The 18753-nt window shown below is 49.7% G+C and carries 19 protein-coding genes and 2 pseudogenes; 16 read left to right on the forward strand and 5 right to left on the reverse strand.

Annotation, left to right across the window (positions count from 1 at the left end; translation table 11 throughout):
* Positions 1-10 precede the first annotated feature (10 nt).
* The 11 genes from J3364_RS21845 (at position 11) to J3364_RS21890 (ending at position 9031) form a co-directional block, all read left to right on the forward strand.
* Positions 11-343, forward strand: coding sequence for an urease subunit beta (locus tag J3364_RS21845; protein ID WP_349560266.1), 333 nt, complete (start codon positions 11-13; stop codon positions 341-343).
* The gene (ureC, locus tag J3364_RS21850) at positions 340-2043 is read left to right on the forward strand and encodes an urease subunit alpha (RefSeq protein ID WP_349560268.1); all 1704 of its coding nucleotides are present in this window, start codon (positions 340-342) and stop codon (positions 2041-2043) included. The genes J3364_RS21845 and ureC overlap by 4 nt, the downstream gene beginning before the upstream one ends.
* 10 nt (positions 2044-2053) lie before the next feature.
* Entirely contained in the window at positions 2054-2614 is a 561-nt protein-coding gene (gene ureE / locus J3364_RS21855; RefSeq protein WP_349560270.1) for an urease accessory protein UreE, read from the forward strand.
* Positions 2604-3293, forward strand: a complete 690-nt coding sequence (locus J3364_RS21860; protein WP_349560271.1) for an urease accessory protein UreF — start codon at positions 2604-2606, stop codon at positions 3291-3293. The genes ureE and J3364_RS21860 overlap by 11 nt, the downstream gene beginning before the upstream one ends.
* A 45-nt stretch (positions 3294-3338) precedes the next feature.
* Entirely contained in the window at positions 3339-3977 is a 639-nt protein-coding gene (ureG, locus tag J3364_RS21865) for an urease accessory protein UreG (protein WP_131483882.1), read from the forward strand.
* Positions 3978-4025: 48 nt separating this feature from the next.
* Complete coding sequence (locus J3364_RS21870) at positions 4026-4598, forward strand: HupE/UreJ family protein (RefSeq protein WP_349560272.1); 573 nt, start codon at positions 4026-4028, stop codon at positions 4596-4598.
* A gap of 250 nt (positions 4599-4848) precedes the next feature.
* Complete coding sequence (locus tag J3364_RS21875; RefSeq protein WP_349560273.1) at positions 4849-5631, forward strand: nuclease-related domain-containing protein; 783 nt, start codon at positions 4849-4851, stop codon at positions 5629-5631.
* Positions 5632-5650: 19 nt separating this feature from the next.
* Positions 5651-5995, forward strand: a complete 345-nt coding sequence (locus tag J3364_RS21880) for a hypothetical protein (RefSeq protein ID WP_349560275.1) — start codon at positions 5651-5653, stop codon at positions 5993-5995.
* 9 nt (positions 5996-6004) lie between these two features.
* Positions 6005-6634 (forward strand): ABC-three component system protein, encoded by a 630-nt coding sequence (locus J3364_RS21885; RefSeq protein ID WP_349560276.1) that lies wholly within the window; start codon positions 6005-6007, stop codon positions 6632-6634.
* Positions 6634-7128: an ABC-three component system middle component 5 gene (locus J3364_RS22645; protein WP_502882541.1), complete on the forward strand. Its 495-nt coding sequence runs from the start codon at positions 6634-6636 to the stop codon at positions 7126-7128. Before J3364_RS21885 ends, J3364_RS22645 begins: the two co-directional genes overlap by 1 nt.
* The gene (locus J3364_RS21890) at positions 7121-9031 is read left to right on the forward strand and encodes a hypothetical protein (protein ID WP_349560278.1); all 1911 of its coding nucleotides are present in this window, start codon (positions 7121-7123) and stop codon (positions 9029-9031) included. The genes J3364_RS22645 and J3364_RS21890 overlap by 8 nt, the downstream gene beginning before the upstream one ends.
* Positions 9032-9075: 44 nt before the next feature.
* Here the strand turns inward: J3364_RS21890 and J3364_RS21895 are convergent, their stop codons facing one another.
* Both J3364_RS21895 and J3364_RS21900 read right to left on the reverse strand, forming a co-directional pair.
* The gene (locus J3364_RS21895; protein ID WP_349560280.1) at positions 9076-10788 is read right to left on the reverse strand and encodes a retron Ec67 family RNA-directed DNA polymerase/endonuclease; all 1713 of its coding nucleotides are present in this window, start codon (positions 10786-10788) and stop codon (positions 9076-9078) included.
* Between the two features lie 349 nt (positions 10789-11137).
* Positions 11138-11677, reverse strand: a pseudogene (locus J3364_RS21900) (transposase); the annotation flags it as partial.
* 572 nt (positions 11678-12249) lie between these two features.
* On the opposite strand from J3364_RS21900, the gene J3364_RS21905 reads away from it, so the two are divergent.
* The 5 genes and pseudogenes from J3364_RS21905 to J3364_RS21925 all read left to right on the forward strand — a co-directional run bounded on the left by J3364_RS21905 (position 12250) and on the right by J3364_RS21925 (position 15657).
* Complete coding sequence (locus J3364_RS21905; protein ID WP_349560281.1) at positions 12250-12636, forward strand: transposase; 387 nt, start codon at positions 12250-12252, stop codon at positions 12634-12636.
* Positions 12637-12721: 85 nt separating this feature from the next.
* Positions 12722-13039: pseudogene (locus J3364_RS21910) on the forward strand (transposase); the annotation flags it as partial.
* 99 nt (positions 13040-13138) lie between these two features.
* Positions 13139-13984 (forward strand): transposase, encoded by an 846-nt coding sequence (locus tag J3364_RS21915; protein WP_349560283.1) that lies wholly within the window; start codon positions 13139-13141, stop codon positions 13982-13984.
* Positions 13985-14242: 258 nt separating this feature from the next.
* Entirely contained in the window at positions 14243-14716 is a 474-nt protein-coding gene (locus tag J3364_RS21920) for a GNAT family N-acetyltransferase (protein WP_349560284.1), read from the forward strand.
* A 20-nt stretch (positions 14717-14736) separates the two neighbouring features.
* Positions 14737-15657, forward strand: a complete 921-nt coding sequence (locus J3364_RS21925; protein ID WP_349560285.1) for a LysR family transcriptional regulator — start codon at positions 14737-14739, stop codon at positions 15655-15657.
* Positions 15658-15665: 8 nt separating this feature from the next.
* On the opposite strand, the gene J3364_RS21930 is transcribed toward J3364_RS21925, so the two are convergent.
* Genes J3364_RS21930 through J3364_RS21940 form a run of 3 tightly spaced genes read right to left on the reverse strand, consistent with a single transcriptional unit; the run spans position 15666 to position 18691 of the window.
* Complete coding sequence (locus J3364_RS21930) at positions 15666-16559, reverse strand: DMT family transporter (protein ID WP_349560286.1); 894 nt, start codon at positions 16557-16559, stop codon at positions 15666-15668.
* Complete coding sequence (locus tag J3364_RS21935) at positions 16550-17608, reverse strand: PLP-dependent cysteine synthase family protein (protein ID WP_349560287.1); 1059 nt, start codon at positions 17606-17608, stop codon at positions 16550-16552. The genes J3364_RS21930 and J3364_RS21935 overlap by 10 nt, the downstream gene beginning before the upstream one ends.
* An 18-nt stretch (positions 17609-17626) precedes the next feature.
* Positions 17627-18691 (reverse strand): type III PLP-dependent enzyme domain-containing protein, encoded by a 1065-nt coding sequence (locus tag J3364_RS21940; RefSeq protein WP_349560288.1) that lies wholly within the window; start codon positions 18689-18691, stop codon positions 17627-17629.
* Positions 18692-18753 lie beyond the last annotated feature (62 nt).

Genomic DNA, 18753 nt, shown 5'->3' on the forward strand with positions numbered 1-18753 from the left:
GAGCCCGCAGATGATTCCCGGCGAATACCACATCAAGGACGGCGACATCGAACTCTGCGCCGGCCGCGAACGCATCACCGTCGAGGTGGGCAACACCGGCGACCGCCCGGTGCAGATCGGCTCCCACTACCACTTTGCCGAAGCCAACCCGGCGCTCACCTTCGACCGCAATAAAGCCACCGGCTACCGGCTGGATATCGCCGCCGGCACCGCGATCCGCTTCGAGCCGGGACAGACCCGCGAAGTCACCCTGATTCCCTACGCGGGCAAGCGCGAGATCTACGGCTTCCGCGGTGAAGTCATGGGCGCCGTGGACAAGAAAAACGCAGGAGGCCAGCCATGAAGATTTCCCGTCAGGCCTACGCCGACATGTACGGCCCCACCGTGGGCGACCGCGTGCGGCTCGGGGACACCGAACTCTGGATCGAAGTCGAAAAGGACCACACCCACTACGGCGACGAGGTTAAATTCGGCGGCGGCAAAGTCATCCGCGACGGCATGGGCCAGAGCCAGCGTTGCGACGACGCGGTCATGGACACCGTCATCACCAACGCCCTGATTCTCGACTGGTGGGGCGTCGTCAAAGCCGACGTAGGCATCCAGAAAGGCCGCATCGCCGCCATCGGCAAGGCCGGTAACCCGGACACCCAGCCGGACGTCGAGATCGTCATCGGCCCGGGCACCGAAATCATCGCCGGGGAGGGCAAGATCCTCACCGCCGGCGGCATCGACCCGCACATCCACTTCATCTGCCCGCAGCAGGTGGAAGAAGCCCTGATGAGCGGCATCACCACCATGCTCGGCGGCGGCACCGGGCCGGCCACCGGCACCAACGCCACCACCTGCACTCCGGGCCCCTGGCACATCGGTAAAATGCTCCAGGCGGTGGACACGCTGCCCATGAACATCGGCTTCCTCGGCAAGGGCAACGCCTCCCTGCCGGAAGCGCTGGAAATCCAGGTGGAAGCGGGCGTGATCGGCCTCAAGCTGCACGAGGACTGGGGCACCACCCCGGCCGCCATCGACAACTGCCTGACTGTCGCCGACAAGTACGACGTGCAGGTGGCCATCCACACCGACACCCTGAACGAATCCGGCTTCGTCGAAGACACCCTGGCCGCGTTCAAGGACCGCTGTATCCACACCTTCCACACGGAAGGGGCGGGCGGCGGCCACGCGCCGGACATCATCACCGCGTGCTCCAAAGCCAACGTGCTGCCGTCGTCCACCAACCCGACGCGGCCCTACACGGTGAACACCATCGACGAGCACCTGGACATGCTGATGGTCTGCCACCACCTGGACCCGAACATTCCGGAAGACGTCGCCTTCGCCGACTCCCGCATCCGCCGCGAGACCATCGCCGCCGAGGACATCCTTCACGACATGGGCGTGATCTCCATGATCTCCTCCGACTCCCAGGCCATGGGCCGGGTGGGCGAGGTCATCTGCCGCACCTGGCAGACGGCTCACAAGATGAAGGTCCAGCGCGGCCTGCTGCCGGAAGACCAGGAACTGGGTGCCGACAACTTCCGCGCCAAGCGCTACATCGCCAAGTACACCATCAACTCCGCCATCACCCACGGCATCGCGCACGACGTGGGCTCGGTGGAAGTGGGCAAGCTGGCGGACCTGGTGCTGTGGAGCCCGGCCTTCTTCGGCGTGAAGCCCGCCACCATCCTCAAGGGCGGCATGATCGCCGCGGCGCCGATGGGCGATCCGAACGCCTCCATCCCCACGCCGCAGCCGGTGCACTATCGCCCCATGTTCGGCGCCTACGGCAAGGCCGCCAGTGCCACCCGCCTGACCTTCGTCAGCCAGGCCGCACTGGACGCCGGCATCGACAAGGCGCTGGGGCTGGACAGCCCGCTGTCCGCCTGCCGGAACGTGCGCCAGGTTCGCAAGGGCGACATGAAGCTCAACGACGCCTGCCCGACGCTGACCGTCGACCCGCAGACCTACGAGGTCCACGCCGACGGCGAACTGCTCACCTGCGAGCCGGCCACCGAGTTGCCGCTGGCCCAGCGTTACCATCTATTCTGAGGACGCCGAAATGATCGAACTCACACAACGTATCGCCCCGGTCGAGTCGGCGGAAATCTTCGACAGCCTGACCCTGCCGTTCGAGCTGCGCATCCGCGGCCGCCTGCGGGCCACCACCGACAACGGCACCGACGTGGGCCTGTTCCTGGATCGTGGCCCGGTGCTGCGCGACGGCGACTGCCTGCAATCCGCCGGCGGCGAAGTGGTCCGCATCCGCGCCGCCGACGAGCCGGTGGTCACTGCCCAGATCCCCGGGGGCCTGCCGCTGGCGCGCCTGTGCTACCACCTGGGCAACCGCCACGTGCAACTGGCCATCGGCACCATTGATGAGCAGACCGGCTGGGTCCGCTTCCCGCCCGACCACGTGCTGGAAGAACTGGCCGAACGCCTCGGCGCTACCCTGAAACACCACCAGGCCCCGTTCGATCCCGAGCCGGGTGCCTACAGCAAAGCCGGTGAAGGGCACGGCCATGGACACGGACACGGACACAGTCACGGCCACGGGCATTCCCATGATCACGACCATGCACACGACCACAGCCACGGGCCGGGTAAAGACCATGTCCACTGAGTCCACGCCCGTCGCTGACCTGTCCCTGCTGGGGCTGATGCAACTGGTCAGCCCGGCACTGCCTATCGGCGCCTTCGCCTGGTCACAGGGGCTGGAAAGCGCCTTTGAACTGGGCTGGGTGAGCAACGAGGCGGAGCTGGGTGACTGGCTGGAAGGCGTGCTGGACGACGGCCTGAGCCGCTGCGAACTGCCGGTGCTGATCCGCCTGCAAACCGCATGGGCGAACCGTGACGCCCCGGCACTGGCGGACTGGAACGACTGGCTCCACGCCAACCGGGAGACGGCGGAACTGAGCGACGAAGACACCCGGCTGGGCTCGGCGCTGGTACGCCTGCTCACCAGCCTGGACCTGATGCCGGACGACGGCCTGATGCCCGGAGACGCGGGCTACGTCACTGTCTTCGCCTGGGCCGCGCATCGGCGCAACGTGCCGGTACGCCAGACCCTGCTCGGCTTCGCCTGGGCCTGGCTGGAAAACCAGCTCGCCGTCGCCTGCAAGGCGCTGCCGTTGGGACACACCGCCGCCCAGCGACTGACCGAACAACTGCGCCCGTCACTGGTGAAAGCTGTCGACGCCGCGCTGGTGCGGGAAGACGATGAGCTGGGGCCGGTACTGCCGGGCCTCGCGCTCGCCAGCGCCCATCACGAAACACAGTACTCAAGACTCTTTAGAAGCTAATGCGCTCGCCAACGCGCACCCACAAACAACGATGAGGAAAAAGCCATGAAACATTGTCTGCGAGTCGGGGTCGGTGGCCCTGTCGGTTCCGGTAAAACCGCCTTGCTGCGCCAGCTCTGCCTGGCCCTGCGCGACCACTACAACATCGCCGTGGTCACCAACGACATCTACACCCGGGAAGACGCCGACTTCCTGCTGCGCCACGAAGCCCTGGAAGCCGACCGCATCCTCGGCGTGGAAACCGGCGGCTGCCCGCACACCGCCATCCGCGAGGACGCCTCCATGAACTTGGCGGCCATCGACGACCTCCAGTCCCGCCACCCGGACCTGGAACTGGTGCTGGTGGAATCCGGCGGCGACAACCTCTCCGCCACCTTCAGCCCGGAACTGTCGGACCTCACCCTGTATGTCATCGACGTCTCCGCCGGCGACAAGATCCCCCGCAAGGGCGGGCCAGGCATCACCAAGTCCGACCTGCTGATCATCAACAAGATCGACATCGCCGAACAGGTCCACGCCTCGCTGGAGGTGATGGATCGGGATTCCAAAAAGATGCGCGGCGAAAGGCCGTTTGTGTTCACCAACCTCTACGACGGGGTAGGGTTGGACACCATCATTAGCTTCATCCTCGAACGCGGCATGTTGCCAGAACGCCGCCCAGAGAAAATCGAAGCGTCAGCCTGAGATCGGCCCAAACCAAACAAATTGGATTGCAGTTAAACGGAGATAACCATGACACGACTCACCAAAACCCTGCTCACAGCCGGCCTCATGCTGACCGCCACCGCCGCCTCCGCCCACCCGGGCCACGGCCAGGGCGGCTTCACCAGCGGCCTGCTGCACCCCATGCTGGGCCTCGACCACCTGCTGGCCATGGCCGCCATCGGCTTCTGGAGCATGCGCCAGAGCGGCTGGATGAAACGCGGTACGCCGCTGTTCATGATAGGCGGTATGTTCCTCGGGGCTGGATTGGCTTTCGCGGGCTTGAACATCCCGGGCGTTGAAACCGGCATTGCGCTGTCCGTCATGCTGGCCGGCGTACTGATCGCTACCCTGGCCAAACTGCCGACCGCTGTGGGCGGCTCGCTGGTCGCCGCCTTCATGATCTTCCACGGCTACGCCCACGGCGCCGAAATGCCGGCAGGCTCACACTTCATGGCGTACATGGCCGGCTTCGGTATTGCCACCCTGATCATTGCCTTCGCCGGCCGTGGTCTTGGCGCGCTGCTGATGAAAACCGACAACCGCGTATCTCAAGCCGTCGGCGCAGTCCTGGCAGCAACTGGTGCCTTAATGGTTTCTTGAGGCCTGCCTGTTAAGCCTCTCTCCCCTGGAGGGAGAGAGGTTTGGAGAGAGGGGGAGCAGGCCCCAGACTGCCCCTTTCCTATGACCCAGCTCAACTTTAACAACATTTTGCGCCCAACCACCCCGCCAACATTTGCTCCCTACCTTTTCCCTCGCTATAAACAACATTAACTTTCAGAAAGCTTAAGCACCCAATCACCACTCGCACGACAGCCAGGCAAGGAGTCAGCACTGGCTGAGGACAACAAAAATGGATCTTTCTCCCGTCATACAACCGTTAATCCACGCCCTCTGGTACGTCATCCCGCTGGTCATCCTCGGCGGTATTCTCAAATCGCCACAGTTCAAAGGCTGGGTCGGCGAAAGCCTGGTTAACCTCTCAGCACGCCTGTTTCTCGACAAGAACACTTACCACCTGATCCGCAACGTCACCCTGCCCACCGAAGACGGAACCACCCAGATCGATCACATCATCGTCTCGCCCTACGGCGTGTTCGTGGTGGAAACCAAGAACATGAAAGGGTGGATTTTCGGGAGTGCCAAACAGCGGTATTGGACGCAGAAGATCTACAAGCACTCGCAGAAGTTTCAGAATCCGCTGCATCAGAACTATAAGCATGTGAAGACGATTCAGGCACTGCTTGGGCTCAGTGATACGCAGGTGCATTCGGTGGTGGTGTTTGTGGGGGATGCGACGTTTAAGACGGAGATGCCGGGGAATGTGACGCGGGGTAGTGGGTATCTGCGGTTTATCACATCGAATCAGGAAATTGTGCTGAGTCCAGAAGAAGTCAGCGAGATTGTGGATAAGATCGCTTCGGGGCGCCTGAAAGCTTCATTCAAGACGCATCGGGAGCATGTGAGGCACGTCCAAAGCATTGTTGAAGAGAAAGAGAATGCGGTTCGCTGCCCGAAGTGCCAGGGCGATATGGTTCGGCGTGTTGTGAAACGTGGCGAGAACGTTGGGAAGGAATTTTGGGGGTGTTCAGCGTTTCCTAAGTGTCGGGGAATGCTGAATTTTCAGGCGGAGTAGCGAGAACAGGAAGATTAATATGGATTGGGGACAAGCTCTTAAAATTGGTGGGCCTGCAACGGTCGCCGCCTTTGTGTTTTATAAGTTGATTTCCACCTATTTAATTGAATCCAAGCTAATTGAAACTAATTTGATAGTTAATATTGTCCTACTGGTTTTCGTTTTTTTATTTTGCTTATTCTTAGCTTGGCTTTTAATTCCTCGGAAGGTGAAGGGTGATGATTCTTCTAAAAAAGATGTTGTTAACAATGAGATAGAAGAAAATTGTTCTAATTCCGATATAAATATTGGTAAACAAACTGGTGCTGTTCGGGGTAATAAAATAAAAAATAATAAATCTGGTGGCGACATTAATATTGGATAAGGGTTTTTGATGGCTCAAAAGGACAATTTTCCGACGCCTAGTTCCGGAGATGGTAGAGTACCTGAGAGTATCGCTATTACGGGAAATGATATAAGCGGAAATGATATTGGTGGAGACCTTAATGTTGGATCTACCATTGTCAAGCTTCCCTCATTTGATGTTTCAGTAGGAGCGGGTGCGCTAAAGGATCTGATTAAAAAGCATAATGAGCTCGCAGAAGACAGCCCAGAGTATATCTTTCTGATAGAGCAGCTGCAGAGCAAAATCAAAGCTTGTGAATCGAGAAAGATGATCGGTCTTGAAGGCAAGCTGAAAAAGGCTGGTAAGAAAATATATTATGATCAGGCACTAGTCTCCAGTCAGAAGGCTTCAAAGACAATAACTAGATTTCAGCACGTTAAGTCCTATCAGATTATTTTTAATCACGTCTTGGGCCTTATTTTGACCAGGTTCAACTCATATATTCTTCCGCTAATTAAAAACGGTGCCGATGACGTGACTTTAAAGTCTGCCATAAATACTACTATCATAGAGCCTCTATATCAGGAAGTGTCAATGGCGGGCGGAATGATTTCTGCTGACTTGATAGAGGGTATGCTTTATTTTCTGACCGAGAAGTGCCATGTGGAGTGGGTGTAATGATTTTATATCATCCTGCATACGACGCCTATCACTGCTCATATAGAATATTGAGCATCCTGTATTTTATTGACGATACTTCAATCTCTCATGAAATGATAAGATTTATCGACTTTTATTACCTGTATCCGCATTTGTTAAAGAGGATGGGGTCTCTGCCCAAGCCTTTAAATTATAAGAAAAAGATAATTAATAAGTTAGATGACCCGTTTGAGGTAACGCCGAATCCAAGGGTAATGTTTTATGAGCTTGGTAGAACACAAGAATCTGTATTAAAGTCATTAGAGGGTAAATTGTTTATTAATTCGGATAACGGTTTAATTAAGCTGAATATTGAGTCGTTGTCTGCAAGGTTGATTGAGTCATTTAAGAGCGACGCATTTTTGTCTTGTGACTTTTTTAAAATGCTAGTGGAGTCATTTCCTAAAGTAAATCTTGACGGGCCGAATGGTTTTAAATCGAAAAGTGGTTTAATGGAATTTAGATATGGATAAGTTTATATTTTTTATTGAGAGGCTTGTTGTTAGGAAGTCGGGTCGCCATATATACGATGAAAAGTATCACTTAGGTATAAATGTAATACGAGGCGACCACTCTGTAGGTAAGACCACTATACTGGAAGTTATATTTTATGTTTTGGGTGGTGAAATAAAAGAGAGCCAATGGCTGACGCCCGCTGATCTCTGTGACGATGTGTTGTGTCAGCTAAATGTCAATGGCAAGGTGTTTACGCTTAAGCGAGAAATTGATAAGAAATCTATACCTCCAATACATATAAGGTCTGGTAACCTTGAGCTAAAAGATTATGAGGCAGAAGCATGGAAAATATTCGGACCTAGGCGAAGTGAGTCCAATAACAAAGCTTCATTCTCACAGCAGATCTTCGAGCTATTAGGGTGGGACACTCATAAATCTGATGATTATGCGAATTTGACTATGCATCAGATTCTTAGATTCTTGTATGTAGACCAAGAGACTTCTTCTGCAAGGTTATTGCGTGCCGAAGATAACCCAAGAGCTGATAGCGAGGGTATAAGAACTGCAATATTTGAATTCTTGCTGGGCTTGGATAATTTGGATACACACAAGTTGCGGCAAGAGTTGCTTTTAACGGAAAGGCAGTTTGAAAAAATCTCCGCTGACCTTAATGCGATGTATAAATTGATGGGCAGGGATTCGACGCTAACTTCAGAAATTTTAGAAAATGAGGTGTTTTCGAATCTCGATAGTATTGCACAGTTGAGCGACTTTCCTGTTGAAACTAAAGCCGAAACGGATGTCCAGAAAGAAAGAGATAAACGCTTCAGAAAGCTTGATGAAAAAATTAGGTTATTAAATCGTCAATTACAAGCTTTTAAACAAGACCTGCTGGTAGTTAACGGTGAAATTGTCGACTGTGAAGCCTACGACAAATCTTTGAAATACCGAAAGAAAAGCTTGTTGGAATCTAGGGTTTCCTATGAGGAAATAGGGGTTGTTGAATACAACCATTGTCCTTCGTGTATGAAAGAACTGAAAAACCTGGACGATGACTGTTGTCATTTGTGTCATGCTCCATTAGACGGTTCTCAAATTAACAATAATTATATTGAGCTAATAACGGAAATTGATTTCCAGCTTACTAGCAATCAAAAGGTATTGGATGAGTACCGTGAACATCAATCCGGACTGGCTTCGACAATAAAGATAGCAGAAGGCGAGCTTAAGGTGGCTCAGCAAGAATTAGAATCGATTGCGAAGATGGTAAATATTTCTTCACAAAAAGCGATTGAAAACTCGCGGAAAATTGGTTATCTGGAGTCACAGAATAAGAATCTGGTGAAAATGATGGAGCTCATAAAAGAGCTGGATAAAAATAAAGTGCTTAAGGTTGAGCTGAATGGTAGGATTACTGAAATTAGGAATAAAATAGAAGCAGCCACCAGTTCCAATCAGGCTAGACGAGATAAGGTGATTGCTGGGATCAGCGAAAATATTGTTTCTATCGTTGGAGGCGAGAGGCGCGATAATGGGGACCCGTATGAGGAGGTGTTCGCGGATGCCACTGAGTCTGATATTGAAATTGATTTCGCGAAAGATCGTTATCTAATTGACGGAAGGATTAAATTTTCTGGCAGTTCTAATTTTGTAAAGAAGAATGCTTTCCATTTGGCGGCGTTGAAAGAATCGTTGGATGACCCTGAGTATCGATTGCCACGTTTTTTGATGCTTGACGCTATAGAAAATGGAGGTATGAAGCCTTATCGTAGCCATAATTTTCAAAAAACGATTTTTAATCTGTTCAGAGATCGAAAAGATTTTCAGTTAATATTCTGTACGTCAATGGTTCTTGATGAGCTAAATAACGACATTTATGGCGTTGGGCCATATTATGAAGGCAATGTGCTAAATTTATAACAATAAAAGATGTCGGAGCGCATATTTATTAAAAAAATAGTAGTTTAACTTTTTAGATGGTAGTGCCGTATTGCTTCTTCTATCCTCGATAAAATGCTGTCGAAGTTATTAAAATTTATATTTTTCCAGTTTGGCTGCACAACTTTTTTGGCAAAGATATATTTTCCATATTCTGAGTCTGTGCTTTTATTACTCTTATTGAATGATTTTCCGGCTATTTTAGTTAGAAGCAGTTTATGATCAAAGAAGTCTTCTATGTCTGTTTCGCTATTTTTTAATCTTGGGATGGCGACCAAATATAGGTTTTCAGTTATGTGGTAAAAAAGATCGGTGCCGTCGACGTTAGTTTTGTATTTTCCGATCTTTTTAACTGTTGAGAATGTGGAGTTTGAGCCCTTGTCATTGTCTACAAGAATAATTACGGGCTGTTTGCAAAACTGTTTTGTGAAGCCATATGTTTTCTTTTCATAGTTTGAGATAAAGGTATTCAGGTCTGCGGTGCCTCCTGCCAGGCCTAGTAGTCGGTCAGTGTTTTTTGAATATTTTAAGAAGTTTATTGACGGCTGGGTTCCTTTACCCTTAATTGTTTTTCCTAGTTTTGGGAATTTTGAGCCTATTCTGCGGATAGCGTATTTTAAATAAATGCTATCAGTTTTTCCTTCACAGATAATAATAGGTTTTATGTTTGAGGCAAAAAGGTTGTAGTACAAGAATTTTTGGTAAGTTAGCTCTTTTCCATTTAATTCTCTAAAGTTCAATTCCTTTTTTTGTTTCTTGAATTTTTCTATAGAGTCTATGTGGCTTAGAATGCCATTAAGTTTCCGTTTTGTGCCTTTAATGCTTCTGGTGTAGGTTTTTCCGGAGCCGTCTTGGTAGTTCGATTTTATATAATAATCCCCGCTGATAACCAATTGATTAACCATCGCGCGAGCAGTTCGCCAATACTCCGATTTCGTATTGATTGATTTGTTGGTTACGAGCCCAGTTACGTCTTGCCTGGATTTAAAATACTGCATCCTTGTCTTTTTTTCGTTGATCGAAAAGCCAGAGTTTTGAATAATGCTTCGTAACTCTTTGCCTATATCCCAATTGTGATTGTTTTTCTTCACGTTATAGGCGATTTCAGTAGGAAAGTCGGCCTTGTTGCTCGAAAAAGTTAGGTCATCAGCATATCTTGAGTAAGTCGCACTACAATTTTGTGCGAGCTTTGCCAGTTTTATATCCAAAGCGTGAGCTATCAAGTTGCTTATTACTGGAGAGCATGGGCTTCCTTGAGGTAGTTTGTTGTTATAACAAGCAATTTGGGCAATGATTGTGGAGATCTTTGGTGTAAGGCTAAAGTTTTTGTTTTTTATAAAGAAGCCACGAACGCGACCAAAATTTATCTGACCGAAGAAGTCCTCGATATCTATATTAAACACATGCTTTTTATTCTTGTGATTGTTTGCATTTGTTATTATTGACTGATTTCTCCGGAATCCATGGTAAATGCTACGTTTTATTCCCTTCTCTTTGTTTAACTCATCAATGCAGTCTTGGAGAAGTTCTGATAGGCGACTTTGTAATAACTTTAGATCCTGACTAGGTGCTAAAATTAATCTATCACCTCCATTTCGTTTTGGAACGGGGAATTCCGTGTACTTGCTATGTGATGGCTTAATGTAAAGTATGTAAGATAGGGCTGGCGGCTTAAACCCGAGAAGTAAGGATAGATCGGTTAAGCTGTTACAGGATTGTAGTTTTTTTAAATGGTACATGCTTATTCTTATTTCAGTATTGGGTGGCTTATGGGCACTCTTATGCATCGAACGATACACAGTAAGGCGAAACGTCGCCGAAAGAGCAATCCATCGGACCTTCTTTTCAAGTATTGCGAAGCGCAATAGAAAATCTGCCCATAAGCCGTATTTACAGTGTACTGGTGTGTCGCTTAAATACAAATTCCGTGCATGGAACGGCGGGGTCAGGTCTTGCGTTTTGCCCCGCCTTGCCATTTTGATCCGATCGCCGCAGTCTATCCCGCCTCAATGAAACCACGGAAGGAGCGGTAATCCCCCCGAAAAACAGCGGTGATCAAAAGTAGTCGCCCCTGCAAAAACGCCGTTTTCAGACAGCCAGCAATTTACCGGTCTCTGCCGATTCATCCGGCAACGCCGGGGTTGACCATAAAATAGCCAATATCAGGCGTAAATGCCGTCCGTTTTCATAAGGCCAAAGAAGCTCGACGAGCTTCCTCAGAACCTTCCTCAGGTTCAGGCCAACGCCGCACAGAACCGCGTGTATCGTGTCGCCGGTAAACCCTCTGAGGAAGTTCCGATACATCAGGCCGTCGCTTTTCAGGTGGCCGATGATCGGCTCGATACTGTTTCGTCGGTGTTGCTGATCGGGGTGGGCCCTGCCGCGGCCTCGCCGCTTGCCGGTGATGTGGATCCTGGAGAGGTACGTGCTTTCGCTGCCACGGTAGCCTCGGTCGGCCAACAGATGCTCCGGCATCTTGCGGGTATGCAGAAGCACTCGTTTGAGCGCCGTGTCGACGGTGTGACCATCGTAGGGATTGCCGGCCAGGGCCTGGCAATCCAGCACAAAGCCTTCTTTGGCTGTGGTCACCACGCTGACCTTGGAGCCGAACTCATAACGGGTGCGCGAAAACGCGAAAACGCCGGGGTCAGGTCTTGCGTTTTGCTCCGCCTTGCCATTTTGATCTGATCACCGCAGTCTATCCCGCCCCAATAGAACCACGGAAGGAGCCAAGGGATGCACGCAGTCTATCCCGCCCCAATAGAACCACGGAAGGAGCCAAGGGATGCACGCCGGGGTCAGGTCTTGCGTTTTGCCCCGCCTTGCCATTTTGATCCGATCACCGCAGTCTATCCCGCCTCAATAAAACCACGGAAGGAGCCAAGGAATGGCCAGGCCGTTGCGACTGGAGTTTGCCGGAGCGCTGTATCACGTGACGTCTCGCGGAAATCGTCGGGAGATGATTTACGAATCAGATGACGATCGACGCGCCTGGTTGTCGATCCTTGATGAAGTCTGCGCGAACGCCGGGGTCAGGTCTTGCGTTTTGCTCCGCCTTGCCATTTTGATCTGATCACCGCAGTCTATCCCGCCCCAATGGGAACGGCGGGGTCAGGTCTTGCGTTTTGCCCCGCCTTGCCATTTTGATCCGATCGCCGCAGTCTATCCCGCCTCAATGAAACCACGGAAGGAGCCAAGGAATGGCCAGACCGTTGCGACTGGAGTTTGCCGGCGCGTTGTATCACGTGACGTCTCGCGGAAACCGCCGGGAGATGATTTACGAATCAGATGACGATCGACGCGCCTGGTTGTCGATCCTTGATGAAGTTTGCGAGACCTTCAACTGGGTATGTCACGCCTACTGTTTGATGGGCAATCACTACCACCTGTTGATCGAAACGCCGGAAGGCAATTTATCGAAAGGCATGCGCCAACTGAACGGCGTCTACACGCAAGTTTTCAATCGGCACCATGGCCGTGTCGGGCATGTGTTTCAGGGGCGCTATAAAGCGATTCTCGTTGAGAAGGACTCATACCTATTGGAGCTGTGCCGCTACATCGTCGCCCCTGCAAAAGTAAAAACCTGAACAAAGGCAATGAGTTGGCCTGACTTCGGGGTATAATATCCATCATAAATCTCCCCGTTTCGTCCAAAAACCGGAAGAAAGCCCCATGATCCCACGGGATAAGCGCCAGGCACCACAGCGAGATCTGCTGGAAACCTACCTCGAAGACATCCTCAACCCCCGGCACGAACTGGTGCAGATGGGTAAACGGATCGACTGGACCGCCTGCGAACAACATTTTGGTCAGTTGTACGCGGTGCAAGCCGGGCGTCCGGGACTGCCCATCCGGTTACACGTGGGCTTGCAGTTGCTCAAGCACATGTATGCGCTGTCAGACCGTGATGTTCTGGATCGCTGGGTAGAGAACCCCTACTGGCAACACTTCTGCGGCGAAGTGATCTTCCAACACCGGCTGCCCACGGAACGGCGGGGTCAGGTCTTGCGTTTTGCCCCGCCTTGCCATTTCGTTGTGATGACCGCAGTCTATTCTCGCCCAAAGTAGAACCACGGAAGGAGCCAAGGAATGGCCAGACCGTTGCGACTGGAGTTTGCCGGCGCGTTGTATCACGTGACGTCTCGCGGAAACCGCCGGGAGATGATTTACGAATCAGACGACGACCGACGCGCCTGGTTGTCGATCCTCGATGAGGTTTGCGAGATCTTCAACTGGGTATGTCACGCCTATTGTTTGATGGGCAATCACTACCACCTGCTGATCGAAACGCCGGAAGGCAATCTATCGAAAGGCATGCGCCAACTGAACGGCGTCTATACGCAGGTTTTCAATCGGCACCATGGCCGGGTAGGGCACGTTTTCCAGGGGCGTTATAAAGCGATTCTGGTTGAGAAGGACAGCTACCTGTTGGAGCTGTGCCGCTATATCGTGCTGAACCCTGTTCGTGCTGCGATGGTTCGATCGGCAGTAGAATGGCCTTGGAGCAGTTACCGCGCGACGGCGAGTTATGAGCGGGATTTAAAGGCACTCAATGTTGATTGGATTCTTGCTGCCTTTGCTGAACGGCGGGATAGAGCCGTTGAGAGTTACGAGCAATTTGTTGCTGACGGCAAGAACCAGCCGTCTCCTTGGGAAAGCTTGAAGAACCAGGTTTATCTAGGGAGCGATCAATTCGTTGATGACATGCAGAGGCGAATTGAGGGGGCTGAACGTCTCAGTGAAATTCCCACGAGTCAGCGCCGCCCCCTGGCCAAACCACTACAGTTCTATGTGGACTCTGCGTCGTCCCGAAACGAAGCCATCTGTTTAGCGTATGCGAGTGGCGGATACAGGCTGAAAGAAATAGGCGATTTCTTTGGGCTTCACTATTCGCGCGTCAGCAGAATTATCCGGGAGGCAAAACACAAGACCTGACCCCGGCATACCTGACCCCGGCATACCTGACCCCGGCATACCTGACCCCGGCATTCCGGCATTCGGGGCGGCAGTAGAAAGTAATAGACTGACCGGTGGAAGCCGCTTTGTTGACGAGGTTGAACGTCGAACAGGTATTCGGGTTGAGATGCGTCGTCCCGGAAGGCCAAAGACGAGCCAAAAGTAGAGCCGTCCCAAGGGTTGGGCTGTTGGGTGAGTGAAATAATTAATATAGTTATAAACAGTAAGGGAAGCTGGATGATTTTGAAGTTGAATCCTATTTCAAGAGTGCAGCTTGACCGTTTTTTAAAAAGCGTGACTCTTAGCGAAGAGCAAGAGAAATATATTGGTGGGATAAGAGAATATGCTGATAGCGTAAAGAAAAGAGAGCACGTAGTTGGTTTGCTTTTGGGCGGAATTGTGATCGGGATTTTAAAATTAGATCCAGAATATAGTGAGGACTATCCGTTTGCGGGTGAAAAGGAGCTCGGGCTTTCTGGCTTTTTGATCGATGAAAAATATCAAGGCGAAGGGTATGGAACACAGTGTCTTGTCTTACTTAAGGGGTTCGTAATGAAGAATTTCGTAGAAGCCTCGGCTGTGTGTTTGACGGTTAATTTTAGGAATAAAGGTGCTATTAAGTGTTACCTGAAGTCCGGATTTTCTGATACCGGGGAAATATTTTTTGGTGGAAATGTAGGTCCTCAGAAAGTCATGAGGCTCTCAATTTAAATGAAAGTAGCGGTGATTTTATGGCGAAACCTTCTTATAAGTCTTTGGAGGTCTTTGAGTCAGTTGCACGCTTAAAAAGCTACTCCAAAGCTGCCGAATACCTATGCATTGACTATACAGGCGTATCTAAACACATTAAATCATTGGAGTCGTACTATAATTTAAGGTTGATAGGAGGAGTCGGGCGAAACCTGGAGTTAACAAAAGCAGGAGAAGATATTGCTGAAAGGCTCAGGGTTGGATTTGAGGCAATCAACTCTGCATGCGCTGTAATACGAGATAATCCTAAACTTGAGATAAAAATTCCGGTAACTTTTGGACTAAGATGGTTTTTAGAGAGTTTTCCTAAGGGGCTATTGGGGGATAATGTAAGTTTCCACATCGCATGGAAGCACTCGGTTGACTTTTTTGTGGAAAGGTTTGATCTGGCAATTACGTTCTCAGACCAAATCTCAGATAGTTACTTTTATAAAGAGAGGCTGGTTACTGTTGCTAAGCCCGACTATCTGGCCCGGTTAGAATCAGGATCGACCTCTAACGTAAATAACCTGAAAGAGGCATTGTTTGTAAGTCCATCCATCAGTAAGGCTGATTGGTATACCTACTTTGCTAGATCTGAGATCAATGCATCAATACTGGATGAGGCCGAAATATTAATTGCTGACTCAATGAACTCCGCCTTGGACATTGTGGAGCGTATTGGCGGTATAACTGTTGTTGATATTTTATACGTTAAAGATGAGCTCAATTCAGGTAAACTAGTTACCGTTTTTGATTATGTCGTAGAAACAGGTCTTGGCTACAAGCTAGAGTGCCCAAAAGCAATGGAAGACTCGACCATTTATAGAAGCTTTTATAAATGGTTATGTGAGCACCCATTACTCGTAGCTCCAACAAAAGAGATCAATGCCCCTTTAAAGTTGATTCCGTGGAACAGTTAGAAGTACCTTTAATCGCTCTTTTTCCACCGTAGTATTCTAAAAAGCTCGCTCCAGCTTCTGTGATCTGTGGATACAATTATTGTTGAGCACAAGATAACCAGGCTCCCAAAAATCATTTCTAAGCTTGGCGTTTCGGAGAAAAAAAACCAGCCAAACAGAAACGCTAGAGGGACCGATAAATAAGAAACCTGTGAGGCCTTAGGAATGCTGCCAAACCTAAAACCAATTATCATAAAATAGCTATAAACAGATCCTAGTGCGGCTATGCAAAATGACATTAAGATCATATGTGTGTTTACAGGTCGCCAGTTGTCAAGCGATAACGGGGCGGATATGATCAGCGTCGCGACTGCTAACCATAGCATCAGCGAATAAGGATTTTCTTTTGCTCCAAATTTTTTTGTGAGCACATGCATGAGTGCGTAAGAAGTGGCTGCTAATATCGGAGCTATGGTGCTTAGTGATAGGCTGTTTTGTTGCGGGTTGTTGATGTAAACAATAGCACCAAACCCTATGATTGCGGCCAACATATCTTTGAAGCTTGGTCTTTCGTTTAGAACTAGATAGGCAAAGGGTATTATGAAGATGGGCTCTGCAAACATAATAGTTACTACAACGGCCAAAGGCACAGTGCTTAGTGCATAGAACAGCGCAAAAGATCCAATGCAGTTTAGTATAGCTCTGTAAAAATAAATGCTCCTATTCTTCGCTTTTATGCTGCTTTTTTTGTTAAGGGTAAGCAGTGGTAGTATTAGTATGATTGCAAAAAACCAGCGCAGAGTTAGTAGTTGCCATGTGCCTACGCTCTGCCCTAAATTTTTTACTGTTGCATCCATAGCTGTACCGGCGATCACGGCTATGAGAATACAGGCTATAGCTTTCTGGTCGCCACTTAAGTGCATGCTTTGAGTTCCTGATTGAAATCGTTGATTTTAACGGTTGATGCTGAATACGGTTTACATAATGTTTTCTGCAATAATGAAAAAGTTTCTTCGCAGAAAAGATTTTTTTCATTAATCCATTCGTCGTTGAAAACAGTGGATAGATACTTTTCACCACCGTCACAAACCAGGCACAAGGTTTTTCCGCTGCCCGGGTTTTGAGTGCAACGTTTAACCGCTTCATAGATGGCACCGCCCGCCGAGCCGCCCACGAGAAGACCGTGTTCTCTCGCTAGGTAAATGCATGTTGTAAAGGCCTTCCTATCATCGACTATTATTCCCTCGTCAATCAGAGCGGGATCATAGATGACACCGATCTTGTCGCCAGGCGGGACTCCCGTGCCACTCTGAAAGTAAGGACCTCCGGGAAAGCCAAATACTGTGGAGCCCTTTGGTTCAACGCCAATGATTTTAAGATCAGGGATTTCCTTTTTTAGCTCTCGGCCACAGCCTGTTATTGAGCCGCCCGTACCCACGCAAGCAACTAGTTCGTTGATATCAGTGCCCAGGTCGTTGAGAATTTCATGCGCGAGACTCGTTGAATATCCTTTTGGGTTGGAAAAATTGTTAGACTGGTCAAAAAAGATTGCTCCCGGAATTTTCTTTGCTAGTGCCGCTGCCGTTGATTCTCGCTCTACCGTTGCAACCTCATCGTCGGAGTAGTCGCCTTGAATCATATGTATTTCACCGCCATAGGCTCGTATTGTGTCGATCTTGTCTTTGGCTGCATGATGATCGACCACTGCGATAAATCTAATGCCTAGTTCCGAAGCGATGTAAGCAATTCCGGTGGCTGTGTTTCCTGAAGAGGACTCTACGATCACCCCATCGCGCGTAAGTTTTCCGCTGGCCAATGAATCAAAGATCATTTGTCGAGCCATACGGTCCTTCATACTCATCCCTGGGTTAAATTTTTCTATTTTTAGTAAAAGACTCCACTCAGTTCCGTTTAACTTGATCTCTAAAATTGGCGTGTTCCCGATCATCTGAGACATTGCTGTATAGATCATGATGTGTCCTTACATCTATTAATCAAAAGTCCATGATGTATTAGCTTCGGTTTTTTGTAGAGTTATCTTCTGGGGAGGAGGTATTAAGTGAAATTTCGACTCCATCAAATCCATTTGGTAGCCGGCAGTGTTGTTAAAGACTAAAAGGTCACCTCGTTCGGGTACGGTGTTAAAGGAAACAAATCGATTTGTTATTAAGTCATCTTCTAAGCAGCTCTGTCCGGCAATGTATGCTTTTATAGGCGTACTGCATTCGGAGTTCTGCATTGGAATTAATGTTGGGTCTACTAAAAACTCCGAGTTGCACCAAACCTCACAGGCACTAAAACTTAAACCCTGTACTATTATGCAGTGATTTCCCGCTTCCGAGGTTTTAAGTCCTAGAACTTTAAAGACTGAGAATCCCGCGTTATCTACAAGAGCTCTTCCTGGCTCTAGCATCAGTTCGATATCAAGGCTCTGAAGCCTTAGAGCATTACTGTGCTCAAGTAGAATGCCATCAATAAAGCTTTGTCGGGAAACTGAATTCCAATACGGATAGTAGCTAGAAGGCATTCTCTTCTTATAAAAATGATCTTCGCGAATATTCCTGTGATAGTTATCCCATGCCTCTTTACCTATGTAACATATTGGCATCCCGCCACCTATGTTTATCTTTCTGATATTTATACCTTTGGATTTCAAACGATGGCTTAGCTCGAGGAGCGTTGATAAGCAGGCTGCTCTTGATTCGGGGAGGTAGTCACTCAAATGAAACGAGAAACCTTCCAGCTGTAACGCCTCGTCTTCGACCAAGAGGTTGATGCATTTTTCCATCTCAGAGAAAGGCATGCCGTAGCGTGTGTCTTGTTGACCACCATTCCATCTAAGCATTAAATTGGCATTTTTCTTGATAGAGCTGGCTAATCTTTTCGTCGTTATCAACTCATCAAAAGAATCGATGGCTATTAAGGCTCCGCTTCTGATGCCTAACTCGATAAAGCTATTACCTTTGCATGGTCCAGATAGAGAGCAGTACTTAGTCGCCCCTGCAAAAACGCCGTTTTCAGACAGCCAGCAATTTACCGGTCTCTGCCGATTCATCCGGCAACGCCGGGGTTGACCATAAAATAGCCAATATCAGGCGTAAATGCCGTCCGTTTTCA

The organism is Marinobacter sp. NFXS9 (assembly GCF_040148665.1).
Lineage (GTDB): Bacteria > Pseudomonadota > Gammaproteobacteria > Pseudomonadales > Oleiphilaceae > Marinobacter_A > Marinobacter_A mangrovi.

Excerpts from the sequence above, each read along its gene's own strand:
- J3364_RS21845 (WP_349560266.1), top strand. The coding sequence starts at position 11 with ATGATTCCCGGCGAATACCACATCAAGGACGGCGACATCGAACTCTGC.
- ureC (WP_349560268.1), top strand. The coding sequence starts at position 340 with ATGAAGATTTCCCGTCAGGCCTACGCCGACATGTACGGCCCCACCGTG.
- ureE (WP_349560270.1), top strand. The coding sequence starts at position 2,054 with ATGATCGAACTCACACAACGTATCGCCCCGGTCGAGTCGGCGGAAATC.
- J3364_RS21860 (WP_349560271.1), top strand. The coding sequence starts at position 2,604 with ATGTCCACTGAGTCCACGCCCGTCGCTGACCTGTCCCTGCTGGGGCTG.
- ureG (WP_131483882.1), top strand. The coding sequence starts at position 3,339 with ATGAAACATTGTCTGCGAGTCGGGGTCGGTGGCCCTGTCGGTTCCGGT.
- J3364_RS21870 (WP_349560272.1), top strand. The coding sequence starts at position 4,026 with ATGACACGACTCACCAAAACCCTGCTCACAGCCGGCCTCATGCTGACC.
- J3364_RS21875 (WP_349560273.1), top strand. The coding sequence starts at position 4,849 with ATGGATCTTTCTCCCGTCATACAACCGTTAATCCACGCCCTCTGGTAC.
- J3364_RS21880 (WP_349560275.1), top strand. The coding sequence starts at position 5,651 with ATGGATTGGGGACAAGCTCTTAAAATTGGTGGGCCTGCAACGGTCGCC.
- J3364_RS21885 (WP_349560276.1), top strand. The coding sequence starts at position 6,005 with ATGGCTCAAAAGGACAATTTTCCGACGCCTAGTTCCGGAGATGGTAGA.
- J3364_RS22645 (WP_502882541.1), top strand. The coding sequence starts at position 6,634 with ATGATTTTATATCATCCTGCATACGACGCCTATCACTGCTCATATAGA.
- J3364_RS21890 (WP_349560278.1), top strand. The coding sequence starts at position 7,121 with ATGGATAAGTTTATATTTTTTATTGAGAGGCTTGTTGTTAGGAAGTCG.
- J3364_RS21895 (WP_349560280.1), bottom strand. The coding sequence starts at position 10,788 with ATGTACCATTTAAAAAAACTACAATCCTGTAACAGCTTAACCGATCTA.
- J3364_RS21905 (WP_349560281.1), top strand. The coding sequence starts at position 12,250 with ATGGCCAGACCGTTGCGACTGGAGTTTGCCGGCGCGTTGTATCACGTG.
- J3364_RS21915 (WP_349560283.1), top strand. The coding sequence starts at position 13,139 with ATGGCCAGACCGTTGCGACTGGAGTTTGCCGGCGCGTTGTATCACGTG.
- J3364_RS21920 (WP_349560284.1), top strand. The coding sequence starts at position 14,243 with ATGATTTTGAAGTTGAATCCTATTTCAAGAGTGCAGCTTGACCGTTTT.
- J3364_RS21925 (WP_349560285.1), top strand. The coding sequence starts at position 14,737 with ATGGCGAAACCTTCTTATAAGTCTTTGGAGGTCTTTGAGTCAGTTGCA.
- J3364_RS21930 (WP_349560286.1), bottom strand. The coding sequence starts at position 16,559 with ATGCACTTAAGTGGCGACCAGAAAGCTATAGCCTGTATTCTCATAGCC.
- J3364_RS21935 (WP_349560287.1), bottom strand. The coding sequence starts at position 17,608 with ATGATCTATACAGCAATGTCTCAGATGATCGGGAACACGCCAATTTTA.
- J3364_RS21940 (WP_349560288.1), bottom strand. The coding sequence starts at position 18,691 with ATGAATCGGCAGAGACCGGTAAATTGCTGGCTGTCTGAAAACGGCGTT.